This is a genomic window from Pseudomonas lactucae (genome assembly GCF_016937615.1).
Taxonomy (GTDB): Bacteria; Pseudomonadota; Gammaproteobacteria; order Pseudomonadales; family Pseudomonadaceae; genus Aquipseudomonas; species Aquipseudomonas lactucae.
In genome coordinates this window covers 14,785-32,688 of the sequence record NZ_JAFHKI010000174.1, presented here as the reverse complement: position 1 = coordinate 32,688, position 17,904 = coordinate 14,785, and the positions used below count along the sequence as shown (strand labels likewise).

Annotated in this window: 17 protein-coding genes and 1 pseudogene; 7 read left to right on the top strand and 11 right to left on the bottom strand. The window is 58.9% G+C overall.

Annotation, left to right across the window (positions count from 1 at the left end):
- Positions 1-95: 95 nt before the first annotated feature.
- The 3 genes from JWR98_RS26365 to JWR98_RS26355 form a co-directional block, all read right to left on the bottom strand.
- The gene (locus tag JWR98_RS26365; RefSeq protein WP_003172085.1) at positions 96-851 is read right to left on the bottom strand and encodes a DeoR/GlpR family transcriptional regulator; all 756 of its coding nucleotides are present in this window, start codon (positions 849-851) and stop codon (positions 96-98) included.
- 95 nt (positions 852-946) lie between these two features.
- A complete protein-coding gene (gene glpK, locus JWR98_RS26360) occupies positions 947-2,452 on the bottom strand; it encodes a glycerol kinase GlpK (RefSeq protein ID WP_078731783.1) in 1,506 nt (501 codons plus the stop codon).
- A gap of 78 nt (positions 2,453-2,530) precedes the next feature.
- Entirely contained in the window at positions 2,531-3,385 is an 855-nt protein-coding gene (locus JWR98_RS26355; RefSeq protein ID WP_003172087.1) for an MIP/aquaporin family protein, read from the bottom strand.
- Positions 3,386-3,713: 328 nt separating this feature from the next.
- Between JWR98_RS26355 and ybaK the strand changes: the two genes are divergently transcribed.
- Positions 3,714-4,184 carry a Cys-tRNA(Pro) deacylase gene (gene ybaK, locus JWR98_RS26350; RefSeq protein WP_078731784.1) on the top strand — a complete coding sequence of 157 codons (471 nt, stop codon included), beginning with the start codon at positions 3,714-3,716 and terminating at the stop codon, positions 4,182-4,184.
- Between the two features lie 71 nt (positions 4,185-4,255).
- Here the strand turns inward: ybaK and JWR98_RS26345 are convergent, their stop codons facing one another.
- Positions 4,256-5,365: an ABC transporter ATP-binding protein gene (locus JWR98_RS26345; protein WP_205491625.1), complete on the bottom strand. Its 1,110-nt coding sequence runs from the start codon at positions 5,363-5,365 to the stop codon at positions 4,256-4,258.
- Complete coding sequence (argF, locus tag JWR98_RS26340) at positions 5,362-6,282, bottom strand: ornithine carbamoyltransferase (protein WP_078731786.1); 921 nt, start codon at positions 6,280-6,282, stop codon at positions 5,362-5,364. Before argF ends, JWR98_RS26345 begins: the two co-directional genes overlap by 4 nt.
- A 432-nt stretch (positions 6,283-6,714) precedes the next feature.
- Between argF and JWR98_RS26335 the strand changes: the two genes are divergently transcribed.
- Both JWR98_RS26335 and grxD read left to right on the top strand, forming a co-directional pair.
- Complete coding sequence (locus JWR98_RS26335) at positions 6,715-8,823, top strand: molybdopterin oxidoreductase family protein (protein WP_078731787.1); 2,109 nt, start codon at positions 6,715-6,717, stop codon at positions 8,821-8,823.
- An 84-nt stretch (positions 8,824-8,907) separates the two neighbouring features.
- Positions 8,908-9,246: a Grx4 family monothiol glutaredoxin gene (grxD, locus tag JWR98_RS26330; protein WP_078731788.1), complete on the top strand. Its 339-nt coding sequence runs from the start codon at positions 8,908-8,910 to the stop codon at positions 9,244-9,246.
- Positions 9,247-9,326: 80 nt separating this feature from the next.
- On the opposite strand, the gene bfr is transcribed toward grxD, so the two are convergent.
- The gene (gene bfr / locus JWR98_RS26325; RefSeq protein ID WP_205491624.1) at positions 9,327-9,797 is read right to left on the bottom strand and encodes a bacterioferritin; all 471 of its coding nucleotides are present in this window, start codon (positions 9,795-9,797) and stop codon (positions 9,327-9,329) included.
- A gap of 201 nt (positions 9,798-9,998) precedes the next feature.
- Positions 9,999-10,217: a bacterioferritin-associated ferredoxin gene (locus JWR98_RS26320; protein WP_003172094.1), complete on the bottom strand. Its 219-nt coding sequence runs from the start codon at positions 10,215-10,217 to the stop codon at positions 9,999-10,001.
- Between the two features lie 242 nt (positions 10,218-10,459).
- On the opposite strand from JWR98_RS26320, the gene JWR98_RS26315 reads away from it, so the two are divergent.
- Entirely contained in the window at positions 10,460-11,062 is a 603-nt protein-coding gene (locus JWR98_RS26315) for a peroxiredoxin (RefSeq protein WP_003172097.1), read from the top strand.
- A 78-nt stretch (positions 11,063-11,140) separates the two neighbouring features.
- On the opposite strand, the gene rnt is transcribed toward JWR98_RS26315, so the two are convergent.
- Complete coding sequence (gene rnt / locus JWR98_RS26310; RefSeq protein ID WP_078731789.1) at positions 11,141-11,815, bottom strand: ribonuclease T; 675 nt, start codon at positions 11,813-11,815, stop codon at positions 11,141-11,143.
- Positions 11,812-12,858, bottom strand: a complete 1,047-nt coding sequence (gene pyrC / locus JWR98_RS26305) for a dihydroorotase (RefSeq protein WP_003172099.1) — start codon at positions 12,856-12,858, stop codon at positions 11,812-11,814. The genes rnt and pyrC overlap by 4 nt, the downstream gene beginning before the upstream one ends.
- A gap of 156 nt (positions 12,859-13,014) precedes the next feature.
- Here pyrC and JWR98_RS26300 point away from each other — a divergent pair.
- The 3 genes and pseudogenes from JWR98_RS26300 (at position 13,015) to JWR98_RS26290 (ending at position 16,523) form a co-directional block, all read left to right on the top strand.
- Positions 13,015-13,921: pseudogene (locus tag JWR98_RS26300) on the top strand (OmpA family protein).
- A 129-nt stretch (positions 13,922-14,050) separates the two neighbouring features.
- A complete protein-coding gene (locus tag JWR98_RS26295) occupies positions 14,051-15,268 on the top strand; it encodes an argininosuccinate synthase (protein ID WP_003172101.1) in 1,218 nt (405 codons plus the stop codon).
- A 622-nt stretch (positions 15,269-15,890) separates the two neighbouring features.
- On the top strand, positions 15,891-16,523 hold the full coding sequence (locus tag JWR98_RS26290) for a response regulator transcription factor (RefSeq protein ID WP_003172102.1): 633 nt from the start codon (positions 15,891-15,893) through the stop codon (positions 16,521-16,523).
- 76 nt (positions 16,524-16,599) lie between these two features.
- Here JWR98_RS26290 and JWR98_RS26285 read toward each other — a convergent pair whose 3' ends face one another.
- The gene (locus JWR98_RS26285) at positions 16,600-16,782 is read right to left on the bottom strand and encodes a PA3496 family putative envelope integrity protein (protein WP_078731791.1); all 183 of its coding nucleotides are present in this window, start codon (positions 16,780-16,782) and stop codon (positions 16,600-16,602) included.
- Positions 16,783-16,889: 107 nt separating this feature from the next.
- On the bottom strand, positions 16,890-17,528 hold the full coding sequence (nth, locus tag JWR98_RS26280; protein ID WP_003172105.1) for an endonuclease III: 639 nt from the start codon (positions 17,526-17,528) through the stop codon (positions 16,890-16,892).
- Positions 17,529-17,904: the final 376 nt, after the last annotated feature.

Here is a 17,904-nt window from a genome sequence, read left to right as displayed (position 1 = left end):
ACCTGTGTGACGCCATCGGGCACCCCTCCACATTGGAGTGCGTTCACAGCTCAAAAGGTGGGAGGGGCTTGCCCCCGATGGCGTCATTGCAGACGCTATACGACTTCCAGCCGAACCTTATGCTCATTGAGCAACTGCACCAACGCCGGCACCGGCTCCTGATCAGTCACCAGGCAATCCACCAAACTGATCGGCCCCAGGCGAATCATGGCATTGCGCCCGAATTTGCTCGAGTCCGCCGCCAGAATCACCTTGCGCGCGTTGGCGATAATCGCCTGGGAAACCCGCACTTCCTGATAGTCGAAGTCGAGCAGGCTGCCGTCTTCGTCGATGCCGCTGATGCCCACCAGGGCAAAGTCGACCTTGAACTGGTTGATGAAGTCGACACTGGCCTGGCCCACAACGCCACCGTCACGCCGCACGTTGCCGCCGGTGAGCAGCACGTCGAAGTCATCCTTGGCGCTGAGCATGCTGGCGACGTTGAGGTTGTTGGTGATGATTTTCAGGTGGTGGTGATTCAGCAGCGCGCGCGCAATGGACTCGGTGGTCGTACCGATATTGATGAACAGCGAGGCGTGATCGGGGATCTGCGCGGCAATGGCTTCGCCGATGCGCTGTTTCTCGTCGCGCATCTGGTCGGCCCGCATGGCATACGCGGTGTTTTCGACGCTGGAGTCATAGGCGGCGCCGCCATGGTAGCGGCGCAGCAGATTGGCATCCGCCAGCTGGTTGATATCGCGGCGGATGGTTTGCGGGGTGACAACGAACAACTGCGCCATTTCCTCGATACTGACATAGCCGCGTTCGCGGACCAGTTCGAGGATTTGTTGCTGGCGGGGAGGCAGATTCATGGGGCGTCCTTTGGGCTGCCATACAAAAGTGGCCCATGATGACGTACGAATCGACTCCCTGCCAGTTACAACCCTAAGCGTGTTTTGCGCTTGGCTTACTCAGCACCTTCGTGGGGCTCCCAGTCGCGGGTGCGGCTGACTGCTTTCTGCCAGCCGGCGTAGAGTTTTTCTTTGGCGGCTTCATCCAGTTGCGGTTCGAATTCGCGCTCGATCACCGCCTTGCCGCGCAGTTCATCCAGGCTGCCCCAGAAGCCGCAGGCCAGGCCGGCCAGGTAGGCAGCGCCGAGTGCGGTGGTTTCGCGCATTTGCGGACGCTCGACCTGGGTGCCAAGGATGTCGGCCTGGAATTGCATCAGGAAGTTGTTGGCCACCGCGCCACCGTCCACGCGCAGGGCTTTGAGGCGTTCGCCGGAATCCTGTTGCATGGCGTCGAGCACGTCGCGGGTCTGGTAGGCAATCGACTCCAGGGCTGCGCGAATGATGTGATCCACGCGTACGCCACGGGTCAGGCCGAACAGCGCGCCACGGGCGTAGGGGTCCCAGTACGGAGCGCCCAGGCCGGTGAAGGCCGGGACCAGATACACACCGTTACTGTCCTTGACCTTGCTGGCAAAGTACTCGGTGTCGTGGGCGTCGTTGATGATCTTCAGCTCGTCGCGCAACCACTGCACGGTGGAACCGCCGTTGAACACCGCGCCTTCCAGGGCGTAGGCCACTTCGCCGCGCGGGCCGCAGGCGATGGTGGTGAGCATGCCGTGCTTGGATTTCACCGCTTTGTCACCGGTGTTCATCAGCAGGAAGCAGCCGGTGCCGTAGGTGTTCTTGGCTTGGCCGGCTTCCACGCACATCTGGCCGAACAGCGCCGCTTGCTGATCACCGGCGATGCCGCCGATGGCAATGCCGCTTTTGGTGCGGCCGTAGATTTCCGAGGAGGACTTCACTTGCGGCAGCATTTCTCGCGGAATATCGAGGATCTCCAGCATCTTCGCATCCCACTCCAGGGTGTGGATGTTGAAGAGCATGGTGCGCGAGGCGTTGGTGTAATCGGTGACGTGGGTCTTGCCGCCGGTAAATTTCCAGATCAGCCAGCTGTCGACGGTGCCGAACAGCAGCTCGCCATTGCGCGCGCGCTCGCGGCTGCCTTCGACGTTGTCGAGGATCCACTTGAGCTTGGTCCCGGAGAAGTACGGGTCGGTGACCAGGCCGGTGGTGTCGCTGATGTACTGTTCATGGCCGTCACGCTTGAGCTGCTGGCAGATCTCGGTGCTGCGGCGGCACTGCCAGACAATGGCGTTGTAAATCGGGCGGCCAGTGACCTTGTCCCATACCACGGTGGTTTCACGCTGGTTGGTGATGCCGATGGCGGCGACCTGGTCATGGTGCAGGCCGGCCTGGGCCAGGGCTTCGACCATCACCGCGCTCTGGGTGGCGAAGATTTCCATGGGATCGTGCTCGACCCAGCCTGCCTGCGGGTAATGCTGGGCGAACTCGCGCTGGGCGGTGCACACCACGTTGGCGTCACGATCAAAGATGATCGCCCGGGAACTGGTGGTGCCTTGGTCGAGGGCGATGATGTAGTTCTTATTCTGAAGGTCGGTCATGTCGATTGCCTTGCACGAAAATAAGGAAGTCAGAAATCAGCCTGGGCCTCAAGGGGCAGGGCGACCAGGCTGGCGCGATCAGGAAATACGGGTATTACCGTTGACAGCCGTGTCAGGTGTTTCAGCGATAGCCGGTGCGGCGCTGGGCAGATGACGGGCAATCAGCCCGCGATAGGCGGCAGCACCGAGGCATGCGCCCAGAATCGGCGCGAAAATCGGTACCAGGAAGTAAGGAATATCGCGGCCACCAGTAAAGGCCATTTCACCCCAACCGGCGAAAAAGGTCATCAGCTTGGGACCGAAATCCCGCGCCGGGTTCATCGCAAAGCCGGTCAGTGGGCCCATGGCGCTGCCAATCACCGCGATCAACAGACCGATCAGCAACGGGGCCAATGGGCCGCGTGGCAGGCCGTTGTTGTCATCGGTCAGGGCCATGATCACGCCCATCAAGATCGCCGTGATGATCATTTCCACCAGGAACGCCTGAGCGGTGCTCAGCAACGCGTGAGGGTAGGTGGAGAACACCGAAGCCAACTCCAGGCTGGCCTGGGTGCCGCGAACCATGTGATGAGTTTGTTCGTAATCGAAAAACAGATTGCTGTAGAGGGTGTACACCAGGGCCGCCGAGCAGAAGGCGCCGGCGACCTGGGCGAGGATATAGAAGGGCAGTTTGCGTTTGTCGAAATCGGCGAAGAGGCACAGCGCGATACTGACGGCAGGGTTGAGGTGAGCCCCGGAAATGCCGGCGCTCAGGTAGATCGCCATGCTGACGCCCACCCCCCAGATGATGCTGATTTCCCATAAGCCGAAGCTGGCACCCGCGACCTTGAGCGCAGCCACGCATCCTGTACCGAAAAAGATCAGCAGCGCAGTCCCCAGGAATTCGGCCATGCATTGGCTCGAAAGTGAAGGCTGTTGAAGAGCAGTTGTCATGGAAAACCTCAGTTGTTGTTCTTGTCTGGCGCACCGCCTCAATGGGCGGTTGCGCGATTTTCACCGTGACGAAGATCCCCATCCGCGCCACGGCTTACTGCTTGAATGCTGTGGATGTATTCCTACAGTATTCGGAAACGAAAAAATATAGACAAGAATGACGGCTGTCAAAGGTCGAAAGTGAACTATTGGTCACTTTCGAACTATTGGTTTGATGAATGATCACGCTTTTCGTCAACCGGCGGAATGGGATAGAACGCCGCACTAGAGCGTTTTACGTGGGCTTGGCCTAGAATTGGCCGTCTGTCTGCCACGCCTGGGAACCCTCATGACACCTGCATTGGATTTGTTGAAGAAAGTTCGCGCCGAACATCGTATCCACAGTTACGAACATGACCCCAAGGCGGCCTCCTATGGCCTGGAGGCCGCGGAAAAATTGAGCCTCGACCCTGCGCAGGTGTTCAAGACGCTGCTGGCGAGCAGCGAGAAAGGCGAATTGTTGGTGGCTGTAGTGCCGGTCGTCGGAAGTCTGGATTTGAAAGCGCTGGCTCATGCGGCGGGCGTAAAAAAAGTCGAAATGGCAGACCCGGCGGCGGCGCAACGTTCGACCGGTTACCTGCTGGGCGGGATCAGTCCGTTGGGACAGAAGAAGCGGTTGCGCACGTTTATCGATGTGACGGCAGAGCCGTTTGCGACGATTTTTGTGAGCGCGGGGAGAAGGGGGTTGGAAGTGGAGCTGTCGGCGCAGGTGCTGGCTGAACATACCCAGGCTCAATTCGCGCCGCTTGGCCGGGTTTGAAATCGATTTCGACCTGAGTGAAATCCAATGTGGGAGGGAGCAAGGCCGCTCCCACATTATTCTTTAAATACTCAACTGACCGGGCTGTAGCGCCTTACGCCTGACTCGGCTCGAGGTACTTGCGCCGCAACGCTGCCTGACGCCTGGAACAGCACCAAGTGTTCAGCCGCCACGCGAATCCCCACATCGGCGCCCACCTGATGGTCGGCATGGCTGGGGAAGATCGATTCCAGTTGCGCGCCGGTCGCCAGTTGCAGGCGGTACAAGGTCGACGCGCCAAGGAAGGTCTTGCCGACGATCCGCGCTTTCAGGGCACTGTCCGGCGCATAAACGATATCATCCGGGCGCAGCAGCACATCCACGGCACCGCCGATTGGCCAAGTGTAGGCGCGGTTGCCGCGCAGGTCGCCCAGTTCGGTGCTGACCGACTCGGGCGAGCTCAACTGCCCACGAATGAAGTAGCCCTGGCCGATAAAACTGGCAACGTAAGGCGTCTGCGGTTCGTGATAGAGATTGTAGGGCGTGTCCCACTGTTCCAACCGGCCTTCCTTGAAGACACCCACCTGATCGCTGACCGCGAACGCTTCTTCCTGATCGTGGGTGACCAGGATCGCACTCGTGCCGCGCGCCTTGAGAATATCGCGCACTTCATGGCTGAGCTTGCGCCGCAGTTCACCGTCGAGGTTGGAGAACGGCTCATCGAGCAGCAGCAGTTGTGGCTCCGGCGCCAGGGCTCGGGCGAGGGCGACACGTTGTTGCTGGCCGCCCGAGAGTTCATGGGGGAAGCGCTTGCCCAGGTTCTTCAGGTTGACCAGTTCCAGCAACTCGGCGACCACGCGGTCCTTTTGCGGATGCTTGCGGATGCCGAACGCGATGTTGTCGGCCACGCTGAGGTGGGGAAACAGCGCGTAGTCCTGAAACACCATGCCGATGCGACGCTTCTCGGGAGCCAGGGTAAAACCGGCGCTGGAGATCACTTCGCCCGCCAGGCTGATTTCGCCTTCGTGCACTGGCTCAAAGCCGGCGATCGCGCGCAGGCTGGTGGTCTTGCCACAGCCTGAAGAGCCGAGCAGGCAACCGATATCACCCGCGTTGAGGTGCAGATTGAGGTTTTGCACCACGCGTTGATCTTGATAACCGCATGCCAGGTTGCGCAGGTTCAGCAGTAATGGATGGCTCATGCGTGGTGGTAGGCCGGTTCGACGAGGAACTCGAGCAGGGCCTTTTGCGCGTGCAGGCGGTTTTCGGCCTGGTCCCACGCAACAGAACGCGGGTCGTCGAGCAGGTCGAGGCTGATTTCTTCGCCACGGTGGGCGGGCAGGCAGTGCATGAACAGCACATCCGGCGCGGCTGTGTCGAGCAAGGCGCGGGTCACCTGGTAGGGCGCGAACAGCGCCAGGCGCTTGGCGGTTTCGTCTTCCTGGCCCATGGAAGTCCACACATCGGTGCTCACCAGGTGCGCACCGACCACGGCGTCTTTTGGATCGCGCAGCAACTGCACGTGACCATCAGCCTTGGCGAGGAATTCGGCGCTTGGCTCGTAGCCTTCAGGGCAGGCAATGCGCAGGTGGAAGTCGAACTGGATCGCCGCTTCTATATAGCTGTTGCACATATTGTTGCCGTCGCCGATCCAGGCCACGGTCTTGCCCTGGATGGAGCCACGGTGTTCGAGGAAGGTTTGCATGTCGGCCAGCAACTGGCATGGGTGCAGGTCATCGGACAGGCCGTTGATCACCGGCACACGCGAGTTGGCGGCAAATTCGGTCAGGGTACTGTGGGCGAAGGTGCGGATCATCACCGCGTCAAGCATGCGCGACATGACGATGGCGCAATCGCTGATCGGTTCACCACGGCCCAGTTGGGTGTCCCGCGGCGACAGGAAGATGGCCTGGCCGCCGAGCTGGATCATGCCGGCTTCAAAGGACAGGCGCGTGCGGGTCGAGGACTTCTCGAAAATCATCCCGAGTACGCGGTTTTTCAAAGGCTCGAACAGTACGCCGCGGTTACGCAGGTCTTTAAGCTCAATGCCTCGACGGATCACGCTGACCAGCTCTTCGGGCGTGCAATCCATCAGGGAGAGAAAGTGCCTTGCGCTCATCATTAACTACCTTTTGCAACAGACCGCAGATACTCAAAGCCTTGTTTATTGTGACAACGGGCGAGACCTGCGGCGAAAGCCGCACGGGGCGACGAAATAGGGGAAGGCGCGATCTTATAATTAAATGTCGCGTCTTACCAATAGGGCTACGGTTTTTAAGGGATTTCAGACGGGCGCTAGAGCGCTTTTGCAGACGATTTCCGGACAGCAGCGGCCCATTTGTACACTGGCGCTGCAACCTTTTGCAATGTGCGACGGCGTTCCTGCGCCAGGCTGTGTCGGTTTCAAAGGCCGTGCGCAGGGTTCTGTAACATTTGCTCACTCTTGGCCCATGGCCTGGCCTGATGCCGGTCGATTCACGCGACGAACGTTGGTGGTGCCTTTCAGGGGCGCGGCCCATAGTGAGATCAAAGCCCCTATAAGAGACTGGCCATGACCAAGACTCTCCATCACCGTGCCTGCCATCTGTGCGAAGCCATCTGTGGCCTGACCCTGGAAACCACCCAGGGCGAAGACGGCCGTCTGGCGATCACCTCGATCAAGGGTGATCCTCTGGACACGTTCAGCCGTGGTCACATTTGCCCAAAGGCGGTAGCGCTGCAGGATATTCAGAACGACCCGGACCGCCTGCACCAGCCCATGCTGCGGGTGGGCAGTGAATGGCAGCCCATTCCCTGGGACGAGGCGTTTGCCCTGGTGGCCGAGCGGCTGGCGGGCATCCAGTCCCGACATGGGCAGAATGCAGTGGCGGTGTATCAAGGCAACCCCAGCGTGCACAACTATGGGCTGATGACTCACAGCAACTACTTCCTCGGCCTGCTCAAGACGCGCAATCGCTTTTCTGCGACTTCCGTGGACCAGCTGCCCCATCACCTCACCAGCCATCTGATGTACGGACATGGTCTGTTGTTGCCGATTCCGGACATCGACCACACCGACTTCATGCTGATCCTGGGCGGCAACCCGCTGGCGTCCAACGGCAGCATCATGACCGTGCCGGATGTGGAAAAGCGCCTCAAGGCCATCCAGGCGCGGGGCGGCAAGGTGGTGGTGGTTGATCCTCGGCGCAGTGAAACGGCAGCGATCGCCGACCAGCATCTTTTCGTGCGTCCGGGGGGCGACGCGGCGCTGTTGTTCGGGTTGCTCAACACCTTATTCAGCGAAAACCTGACGCGTGAGAGTCATTTGCCTGTCGACGGGCTGGACGCTGTACGACGTGCGATCGCCGGCTTTACCGCCGAGGCCATGAGCCGCCAGTGCGCGGTGCCGGCCGAGCAGATACGCCAATTGGCGCGGGACTTTGCCGCAGCGGACAAGGCCGTGTGCTACGGGCGCATGGGTGTCTCGACGCAGGCGTTCGGCACCTTGTGCCATTGGCTGGTGCAGTTGATCAACCTGGTCACCGGGAATCTGGATCGGGTTGGCGGTGCATTGTGCACCTCTCCGGCCGTTGATCTCGTGGCTTCTACTGGCGGTGGGCATTTCAATCGCTGGCAAAGCCGTGTGTCCGGACGCCCTGAGTACGGCGGCGAGTTGCCGGTGTCGGCGCTCGCTGAAGAAATGCTCACCGAAGGCGAAGGGCAAATCCGCGCGCTGGTGACAGTGGCGGGCAACCCGGTGCTGTCCACGCCGAACGGTCGGCAGTTGGAGCAGGCCCTGGATGGGTTGGAGTTCATGGTCAGCGTCGACCTCTACATCAATGAAACAACGCGCTATGCCGATCTGATTTTGCCGTCCACCTCGGCGCTGGAAAACGATCACTACGACACCACCTTCAACCTGTTTGCGGTGCGCAATGTCACGCGCTTCAATCGCGCGATCCTGCCCAAACCTGAGGGCGCGCTGCATGACTGGGAGATTTTTGTCGGCTTGGCCCGTGCCTTCGCGACGCAGACCGGGGTGGCGCTCAAGCCAACCCTGCCGCCGGCGCAGATGATCGACTTCGGGCTGCGGGCCGGGGCTTACGGTGACGCCTCCGATCACAAGTTGTCGGTCGCCATGCTGGCTGATCATCCTCATGGCGTGGACCTGGGGCCACTGCGTCCCAACCTCGCGGCGCGTTTGAAAACGCAAGATGGCAAGGTGCAGGCCGCGCCGGCGGTGATTCTGGCCGACCTGGCGCGTTTTGCGGCGCAGCCGGTGCCGTTGGCCGATGAGTTGCTGCTGATTGGCCGGCGTCACGTGCGCAGCAACAATTCCTGGATGCATAACTATCGCCGCCTGGTGAAGGGCAAGCCGCGACATCAATTGCTGATGCACCCCGACGACCTCGCCAGCCGCCAGTTGAGCGACGGCCAGCGGGTGCGCGTCAGCTCGCGCATCGGCATGGTCGAGGTGGAAGTATCGGCAAGTTTGGACATGATGCCCGGCGTGGTCAGCCTGCCCCACGGTTGGGGCCACGGCCGCCCGGGTGTGCAGATGGCGATTGCCAGCGGGCAACCGGGGGCGAGCGCCAATGACTTGACCGACGAACGGCAATTGGATGAGTTGTCGGGCAACGCCGCGCTGAACGGCGTGCCGGTGCAGGTGGCGGCAGCTTAGGGGGCCAGCACGGTGCTGGAATTTTGCGTTACAATGCGCCACCGTGCCGACCCGTGAGTCGCAAAGTTCCTGCAGAGGTGTTCCATGGATATCATCGAAACGATCAAAGAGCAGATTGCCAATAACACCATTCTGCTTTACATGAAGGGCGCGCCGAACGCCCCTCAGTGCGGTTTCTCCGCGAAGGCGTCCCAGGCTGTGATGCAGTGCGGCGAGAAGTTCGCTTACGTGGATATCCTGCAAAACCCTGAAATCCGCGCCAACCTGCCCAAGTACGCCAACTGGCCGACTTTCCCGCAGCTGTGGGTAGCCGGTGAGCTGGTCGGCGGCAGCGACATCATCACCGAAATGGCGGCTGATGGTTCGTTGCAGGCGCTGATCAAAGACGCAGCGGTAAAAGCGGCAGCCAAGACCGAAGCTTGATGCTTTTGTAAAAGGCCACGCAATAAAAAGCCCCGCTTCTCATAAGAGAGCGGGGCTTTTTTGTACCTGTTGGCGAGGGGTTATTCGCCCATCTGCGACTGCAGGTAGTTTTCCAGGCTGACCTTGTCGATCAGACCCAGTTGGGTTTCCAGCCAGTCGATGTGCTCTTCCTGGTCTTCCAGGATATCTTCCAGCAGCTCGCGGCTGCCGAAGTCGCCCTGGGCTTCGCAGTGAGCGATGGCGGCCTTGAGGTCGCTGTGGCTCTTGCGTTCAAAGCCCAGATCGCTGCCGATCATTTCCTGGGTGTGCTCGCCGATGTTCAGCTTGCCCAAATCCTGTACGTTGGGCAGGCCTTCCAGGAACAGGATGCGCTTGATCAGCGCGTCCGCGTCCTTCATGGCCTTGATCGATTCCTTGTATTCACGCTTGCCGAGCTTTTCCAGGCCCCAATCGTCGTACATGCGCGCATGCAGGAAGTACTGATTGATCGCGACCAGTTCATTGGCAAGGATTTTGTTGAGTTGCTGGATGGCTGAGATGTCGCCTTTCATGACTGGGGTCCTGCCCTGTAATCGCTGTGTATAGGGCTGAGTTTGAGCGGCGAAAACTCTAGTGTCAAACCTAAGTTATTGAATAATAAATGAAAATTAATCGGAATAAGAATGTTTGTGTTCCGCGTCTTGGCGCTAACTAATTGAATTAAAGGCATAAAAAAACCGGACACGAAGTCCGGTTCTTTAAAACATGCCTATTCAGGCGTGTGTAAATTCTGTTGTGTAGGGAAGGGAGGCCTGTGCTGTCTGCAGCTGCGTCAGGGTTTCCCGTACCACTTGCTTGGCGAGGCAGGCGCATTTTCCGCACTGGCTGGCAACGCCGGTGGTTTCGCGCACTTCCTTGTAGCTGCAGCAACCTTCATAGATTGCTTCGCGGATTTGTCCGTCGGTGACGCCAGTACACAGGCACACATACATAAGGGAGAACCGTCGCGGGTTAAGGCTTAAGTGCGATGGATCTTAATGTTAACGAGAATGATTGTCAAAGTAGATTCGTCGTTATTTGCCGGACTCGCCCGCGCGCTGACGAACGGTTTTTTCCGTGTATGATGATCGGTCTTCACGAAGCGTGACTGCGTCACAGGTCTGTCGCTTAAACGCGGCAGACTCAAGGCCAGTCCTTTTACTTCAATCGTCACCCTTACATCAGGAGATACCCAATGAGCGTACTCGTCGGCAAACAAGCCCCGGATTTCGATGTACCTGCCGTCCTCGGCAATGGCGAAATCGTTGACAGCTTCAAACTGTCCGAAGCCATCAAAGGCAAATACGGCCTGGTGTTCTTCTACCCGCTGGACTTCACTTTCGTGTGCCCTTCGGAACTGATCGCACTGGATCACCGCATGGACGATTTCAAGGCGCGTAACGTTGAAGTGGTCGCCGTTTCCATCGACTCCCATTTCACCCACAACGCCTGGCGCAACACCGCCATCAATGATGGCGGCATCGGCAAAGTCAAATACACCATGGCTGCCGACATGAAGCACGACATCGCCAAGGCCTACGACGTTGAGTCCGAAGGCGGCGTGGCGTTCCGTGGCGCCTTCCTGATCGATGACAAGGGCGTTGTGCGCTCGCAGATCATCAACGACCTGCCACTGGGCCGTAACATGGAAGAGCTGATCCGCCTGGTCGACGCGCTGCAATTCCACGAAGAGCACGGTGAAGTCTGCCCTGCCAACTGGAAGAAAGGCGACAAGGGCATGAACGCTTCGCCAGAAGGCGTTGCGGCTTACCTGACCGAGAATGCCGGCAAGCTGTAAGCCGGAATCGAGGTACAAAAAAACCGGCCTGAGAGGGCCGGTTTTTTTATGGGAGAGCGCGGCGCGTTCAGGAGACGCTCAGTCGCCGAAATCTTCCCATCCGCCCATCTGCTTCCAGCGATTGACGATGCCGCAGAACAGCTCGGCGGTCTTCTCGGTGTCGTAGCGGGCCGAGTGGGCCTCACGCCCGTCAAAATCGATTCCGGCTGCCTGGCAGGCTTTGGCCAGTACGGTCTGACCGTAGGCGAGGCCGGCGAGGGTCGCGGTGTCGAAGCTGGAGAACGGGTGGAACGGGTTGCGCTTCATGTCCAGGCGCGCCACGGCGGCATTCAGGAAGCCCAGGTCGAAGCTGCTGTTGTGCCCGACCAGGATCGCGCGTTTGCAGCCATTGGCCTTCAATGCCTTGCGCACACCGCGGAAGATATCGGTCAGAGCCGCTTCTTCACTCACCGCCATGCGCAGCGGGTGATCGAGCTTGATCCCGGTGAATTCCAGGGCGGCGGCTTCGATATTGGCGCCTTCAAACGGCTCGACGCGGAAGAAGTGGGTATGTTCTGGATACACAAAACCCTGTTCATCCATGCCAATGGTCGTGGCGGCAATTTCCAGCAATGCATCGGTGGCGCAATTGAAGCCACCGGTTTCTACGTCGATAACGACAGGCAGGTAGCCTCGGAAACGTTCGGCCATCGGGTGGCGCGAGCCACCGCCGCCGCCGTGTTCCTGGTCGTCATCGTAATGGTCTTCACTCACTTGCTTTCCTCCAGCAGGCGCCAGCGCAGTGTTTCACCGGCGCGCAGCGGGATAACAGTCAGCTCGCCAAAGGGCAGGCTGGCGGGGGCGGTCCAGTCTTCGCGGACCAGGGTGATGCGGTCTGTATTCGCCGGCAGGCCATAGAAGCGCGGGCCGTTGAGGCTGGCGAAACCTTCAAGTTTGTCCAAGGCGTTGCGCTGTTCGAACGCTTCGGCGTACAGCTCGATGGCGGCAAACGCGGTGTAGCAGCCGGCGCAACCGCACGCGGCTTCCTTGGCGTGCTGGGCGTGGGGCGCGGAATCGGTGCCGAGGAAGAACTTCGGATTGCCGCTGGTTGCGGCATCCAGCAGCGCCACCTGATGGGTGTTGCGCTTGAGGATCGGCAGGCAATAGAAATGCGGCCGAATCCCGCCCACCAGCATGTGGTTGCGGTTATAGAGCAGGTGATGCGCGGTGATGGTCGCGCCGACGTTGGCCGAAGCCTCGGTGACGAACTGCACGGCATCGGCCGTGGTGATGTGCTCGAACACCACCTTGAGGGTCGGAAACAGCTCGACCACGCGGCGCATGTGCTCGTCGATGAAGATCTTCTCGCGATCGAACACGTCCACGTCGCCACGGGTGACTTCGCCGTGGATCAACAGTGGCATGCCAACGTGCGCCATGGCTTCGATGGCCGGCAGGATCTTGTCGATACTGGTCACGCCGGAATCGGAGTTGGTGGTCGCGCCGGCCGGGTACAGCTTGGCGGCGTGCACGAAACCGCTGGCCATGGCCTCACGAATTTCTTCGGGCTGGGTGCGGTCGGTCAGGTAGAGCACCATCAACGGCTCGAAGCGGCTGCCGGCCGGTCGCGCAGCGAGGATACGCTGGCGATAGGCGTCGGCTTGCGCGGCATTACGGACCGGTGGTACCAGGTTAGGCATGATGATGGCGCGGCCGAACGTACGCGCAACATCGGCCACGGTTTGGGGTAACGCAGCACCATCGCGAAGATGAATATGCCAGTCGTCGGGACGCAGCAGGGTCAGGCGGTCGGACATTGGGGATTCCAGGCGGGTCAATCTGGTGGGAATGCTACCGGAAAAGACTCTTGCAGGCACTCGCTATCAAGTTTTGCAGGATGCGACCGATAGCGGTGGGTATGCCTTAACGATGTATGACGCTTTGAAGTGTTGTAGAAACCAGTGGAGCCTCCCGTGCGCCAGCATTATCTAGCCCTGCTCAGTGTGTTCGCCAGCCTGCCTGCGATGGCACTCACGTTCCAGACACGTCTGGAGAACATTGAGTGGAAGGTGGAAGGTGACAAATTCGAGTGCCGCCTGACCCAGCCGATCACCGACTTCGGTTCGGGTGAGTTCGTGCGCCGGGCCGGTGAGCAGGCGACGTTTCGCCTCAAAGCCTATAACGGCTCGCTGGGCGGCGGGTCGCCACCTTGTTGGCCGCCGCCGCCCCGTGGCAGCCGGGGCGCGGTGATATCAACCTCGGGGCCGTGCGGGCCGGCAGTGGCGATGTGCTTTTCAACAGTTCCCAGGCCCAGGCCGGGCGCCTGTTCAATGGCTTGCTCGACGACGCTCGCCGACCGTCCGACATTACGGGCGTGACGGTGGCTATTCGGAAATTCGCCTGTTGCCGGTCAAGTTCAACAAGGCCTTCAGCGATTATCAACTGTGCACCGCCAAGCTGTTGCCGATGAATTACGATCAGGTCAAGCAGACCGAAGTCGGCTTCCCCGGCGGTGGCATCGAGCTGGACGCAGCCGCCAAGCAGAAACTTGCGGTGATTATCGAGTTCATGAAAGCTGATCCGAGCGTCAACCATATAGAGTTGAACGGCCACTCGGACAACAGCGGCAATCGCCTGAGCAACCGTGATGTCTCGCGCCGTCGCGCGTTGGCGGTGATGGACTACTTCAAGGCCAATGGCATCCAGGAATCGCAGATCACTCTGCGTTTCCATGGCGAGAGCTACCCCTTGGTACCCAACACCAATGCCGCCAACCGGGCCCGCAACCGCCGGGTTAATATTCAGCTTGAGCGTGTGGCTGCCCCCGAGAAACCCGCCCCCCAGGCCACAGGTCCGAGCAACCCTGCGCACACGTCCTGACGTGCGGCCATCGGTCGCTCGCTCGACATAATCTGTCGCTTTATCTTCATTTGCTGTCGCGCCCCTGTAAATTCGCGGTTTTGGTCGGTAGAATCGACGCCTTTCCGTACAACCCCGTGGAGTGATGGCATGGCCGACGTAAACAAGGTCGTTCTCGCGTATTCCGGCGGCCTGGACACTTCGGTGATCCTCAAGTGGCTGCAGGATACTTATAACTGTGAAGTGGTGACCTTCACCGCTGACCTGGGTCAGGGCGAAGAGGTCGAACCTGCACGTGCCAAGGCGCAAGCCATGGGCGTGAAAGAGATCTACATTGATGACCTGCGCGAAGAATTCGTCCGCGATTTCGTCTTCCCGATGTTTCGCGCCAACACCGTCTACGAAGGCGAGTACCTGCTGGGTACCTCCATCGCACGTCCACTGATCGCCAAGCGTCTGATCGAAATCGCCAACGAAACCGGCGCTGACGCCATTTCCCATGGCGCGACCGGTAAAGGCAACGACCAGGTGCGTTTCGAACTGGGTGCCTACGCCCTCAAACCAGGCGTGAAAGTGATTGCGCCCTGGCGTGAATGGGACCTGCTGTCCCGTGAAAAACTGATGGATTACGCCGAGAAGCACGCGATTCCGATCGAGCGCCATGGCAAGAAGAAGTCCCCGTACTCGATGGACGCCAACCTGCTGCACATCTCCTATGAAGGCGGCGTGCTGGAAGACACCTGGACCGAGCACGAAGAAGACATGTGGAAATGGACCGTCTCCCCGGAGAACGCGCCAGACAAGCCACAGTACCTGGAACTGACCTACCGCAACGGCGACATCGTCGCGCTGGATGGCGTCGACATGACCCCGGCCACCGTGCTGGCGACCCTGAACCGTATCGGCGGCGAACATGGTATCGGCCGCCTCGACATTGTCGAGAACCGTTACGTGGGCATGAAGTCCCGTGGTTGCTACGAAACCCCAGGCGGCACCATCATGCTGCGCGCTCACCGCGCCATTGAGTCCATCACCCTGGACCGCGAAGTCGCTCACCTCAAAGACGAGCTGATGCCCAAGTACGCCAGCCTGATCTACACCGGCTACTGGTGGAGCCCTGAGCGTCTGATGCTGCAGCAGATGATCGACGCCTCCCAGGCTCACGTGAACGGCGTTGTGCGCCTGAAACTGTACAAAGGCAACGTGATCGTCACCGGTCGCAAGTCGGATGATTCGCTGTTCGATGCCAACATCGCTACTTTCGAAGAAGACGGTGGCGCCTACAACCAGGCTGACGCAGCGGGCTTTATCAAGTTGAACGCCCTGCGCATGCGCATCGCGGCCAACAAAGGTCGTTCGTTGTTCTGAATGCCGCACCCGCTGTAAAAAATGCCCCTTGTTCTAGGGGCCATTTTTTTTGGGAAAAATTCAGGTGGATGCGCAATGTTTAGGTTTGTTTTAACTGCGCGTCGAGCTTTGAGTCGATAAACGTTTATCAGGTTTATTTAAATCCGTAGCCATTGATAGGTGTAGGATTGAATGAATTGTTTACACCTATGTAGGAACTAGTCTTACAGAAAGTTCACTCATGCAGAGAGGTAAGTGTGTGGCTTGGTGAAGATTCTGTAGGAAATAAGGATGTAAATGAATATGTTAAATGGAACTGAAACTATCAATGTTATACGGCCGCGCTCAACGTGCTTAAGGGATGGGCAAGGGGTATTTCCTGAAAGTACTGTGCGGTACGTTTACCTTCTGTCCCGCAGTACCTATAGATTTCACTCAAAATATGTAGAGTCCCGGAAAGGTCTGAAAGTCTCCATAAAACTGGATACATCCAGTCGGGCGGTTTTTTGTAGGGCAATTCCTTTATCGCTGTGGCTCATGTCTCTGCTTGCTGTTGCTCGGGGGGGAGCGCTATGCCAACTAGGAAACGACTAGGCTATTGTGCTTGCTCTAAATAATTCGAACAGCGAAATTGGACTTTCTCATGAATAAAGTGCTGATCGTGGATGATCATCCTGTCATTCGTCTTGCTGTGCGTATGCTAATGGAGCGTCATGGTTATGAGGTCGTTGCCGAGACTGATAACGGTGTCGATGCGTTGCAGCTTGCACGGGAGCATATGCCGGATATTGTCATACTGGATATTGGGATCCCCCAACTTGACGGTCTGGAAGTTATTTGCCGGTTGTCGTCTACAAAGCAACCTGCACCATTCAAGGTGCTGGTGCTCACGTCCCAGGCCCCTGGGCATTTTTCCATGCGCTGCATGCAGGCGGGGGCGGCGGGCTATGTGTGCAAGCAACAGGACCTGACGGAGTTGCTGAGTGCGATCAAGGCTGTCCTGTCGGGCTACAGCTACTTCCCGAACCAGGCGCTCAATTCAGTGCGCTCCACCATGGGCAATGCCAGTGAAGCCGATATGGTCGAGCGCCTTTCGGGCCGCGAGATGATGGTGTTGCAGCAATTGGCGCGGGGCAAGACCAATAAGGAGATTGCCGACGGTATGTTTCTCAGTAACAAAACCGTGAGCACCTACAAGACTCGCCTGCTGCTCAAGCTCAATGCGCGATCCCTGGTGGACCTGATCGAGCTGGCCCAGCGCAACGGGTTGGTTTAGAGACGTTCAACGCCTATCCAGGGTACCCGGCAGAAAAAGCCTCCGTGAGGGAGGCTTCCGGCCGTCGACTGCCTGATCAGAGATCGAAGTCGTAATCGGCCAATTGTTTTTGCAAACGTCGCTCTTCCAGCAGATTGTCGATGGTGCGGCGTTTGCTTAGATTGGTTTTGGCGACTTCCACTACGACAGGCTCTGCCACGTCATCCTCATCGGACTCGACGAGGTCATCTACTTCCAGTTGTTCCTTGCCAGTGCTCATAAGGTTAACTCCAGGCTAAGACTGCCGTTGGCGCTCCTTATAACGATAATCCGAGGATGGGTAAAAAAGATTTTTTCAATCGGAAGATCGAAAAAAGCTATAGACCCTCAATCGTCGGAAGTTTTGTCTTTGTATTCGCATAGGTCCTCGATACGGCAACTGCCACAGCGCGGCTTGCGAGCCTGGCACACGTAGCGTCCGTGAAGGATGAGCCAGTGGTGGGAGTCCAGTAGGTAAGGCTTGGGTACAAACTTCATCAGCTGTTTTTCCACCTCCACCACGTTTTTGCCGCGAGCAATGCCGGTGCGATTGCTGACCCTGAAAATGTGAGTGTCCACGGCCATGGTCAGTTGCCGAAACGCGGTATTGAGCACCACGTTCGCGGTTTTGCGGCCCACCCCCGGCAACGCTTCCAGCGCCTCGCGCGTTTGCGGCACTTCACTGCCATGCTGTTCGATCAACAGGCGGCAGGTTTCGATGACATTCTTGGCCTTACTGTTGTACAGACCGATGGTCTTGATGTATTCCGACAAACCGTCCACGCCCAGGGCATAGATGGCCTCCGGGGTGTTGGCCACGGGGTACAGCTTGGCGGTGGCCTTGTTGACGCCAACGTCGGTGGACTGAGCAGACAGGATCACCGCAATCAGCAACTCGAACGGGGAGGTGTAGGCCAGTTCGGTCTTGGGCTCCGGATTGTCTTCGTGAAACCGGCGGAAAATTTCCAGGCGTTTTGCGGCGTTCATACGGCGGAGGGTTCCTTGCGGGCGTTCAGCGTCGTTTCGAGTCGTGGTTCAAGCGCCATGGGCGTCTACCTGGCGTTGCGCTTCATCCAGGCGTTGCTGCGCGTCGGCCAACTGCCGCGTGTCGGCTTGCTGGTCCTGGGCTTTTTTCAGTTCGGCGCGCCGCATTGCCAGCTCGATCTTGGCGCGTTTGAGATCGGCACTGTTGCGAGCCGGTAGCGGCATTGCGGGTGTGCTGCCAGCCTCAATGGCCGCCAACGCCAGCTCCGCCGCTTCAAACTGCTGTTGTAACACGATCAATTGCGACTGTTGCTCAAACGTCGGTGGATGTCCAAATGCCTTTAGCGATTTGTGCAACTGGGCACGACTCATCGCGACG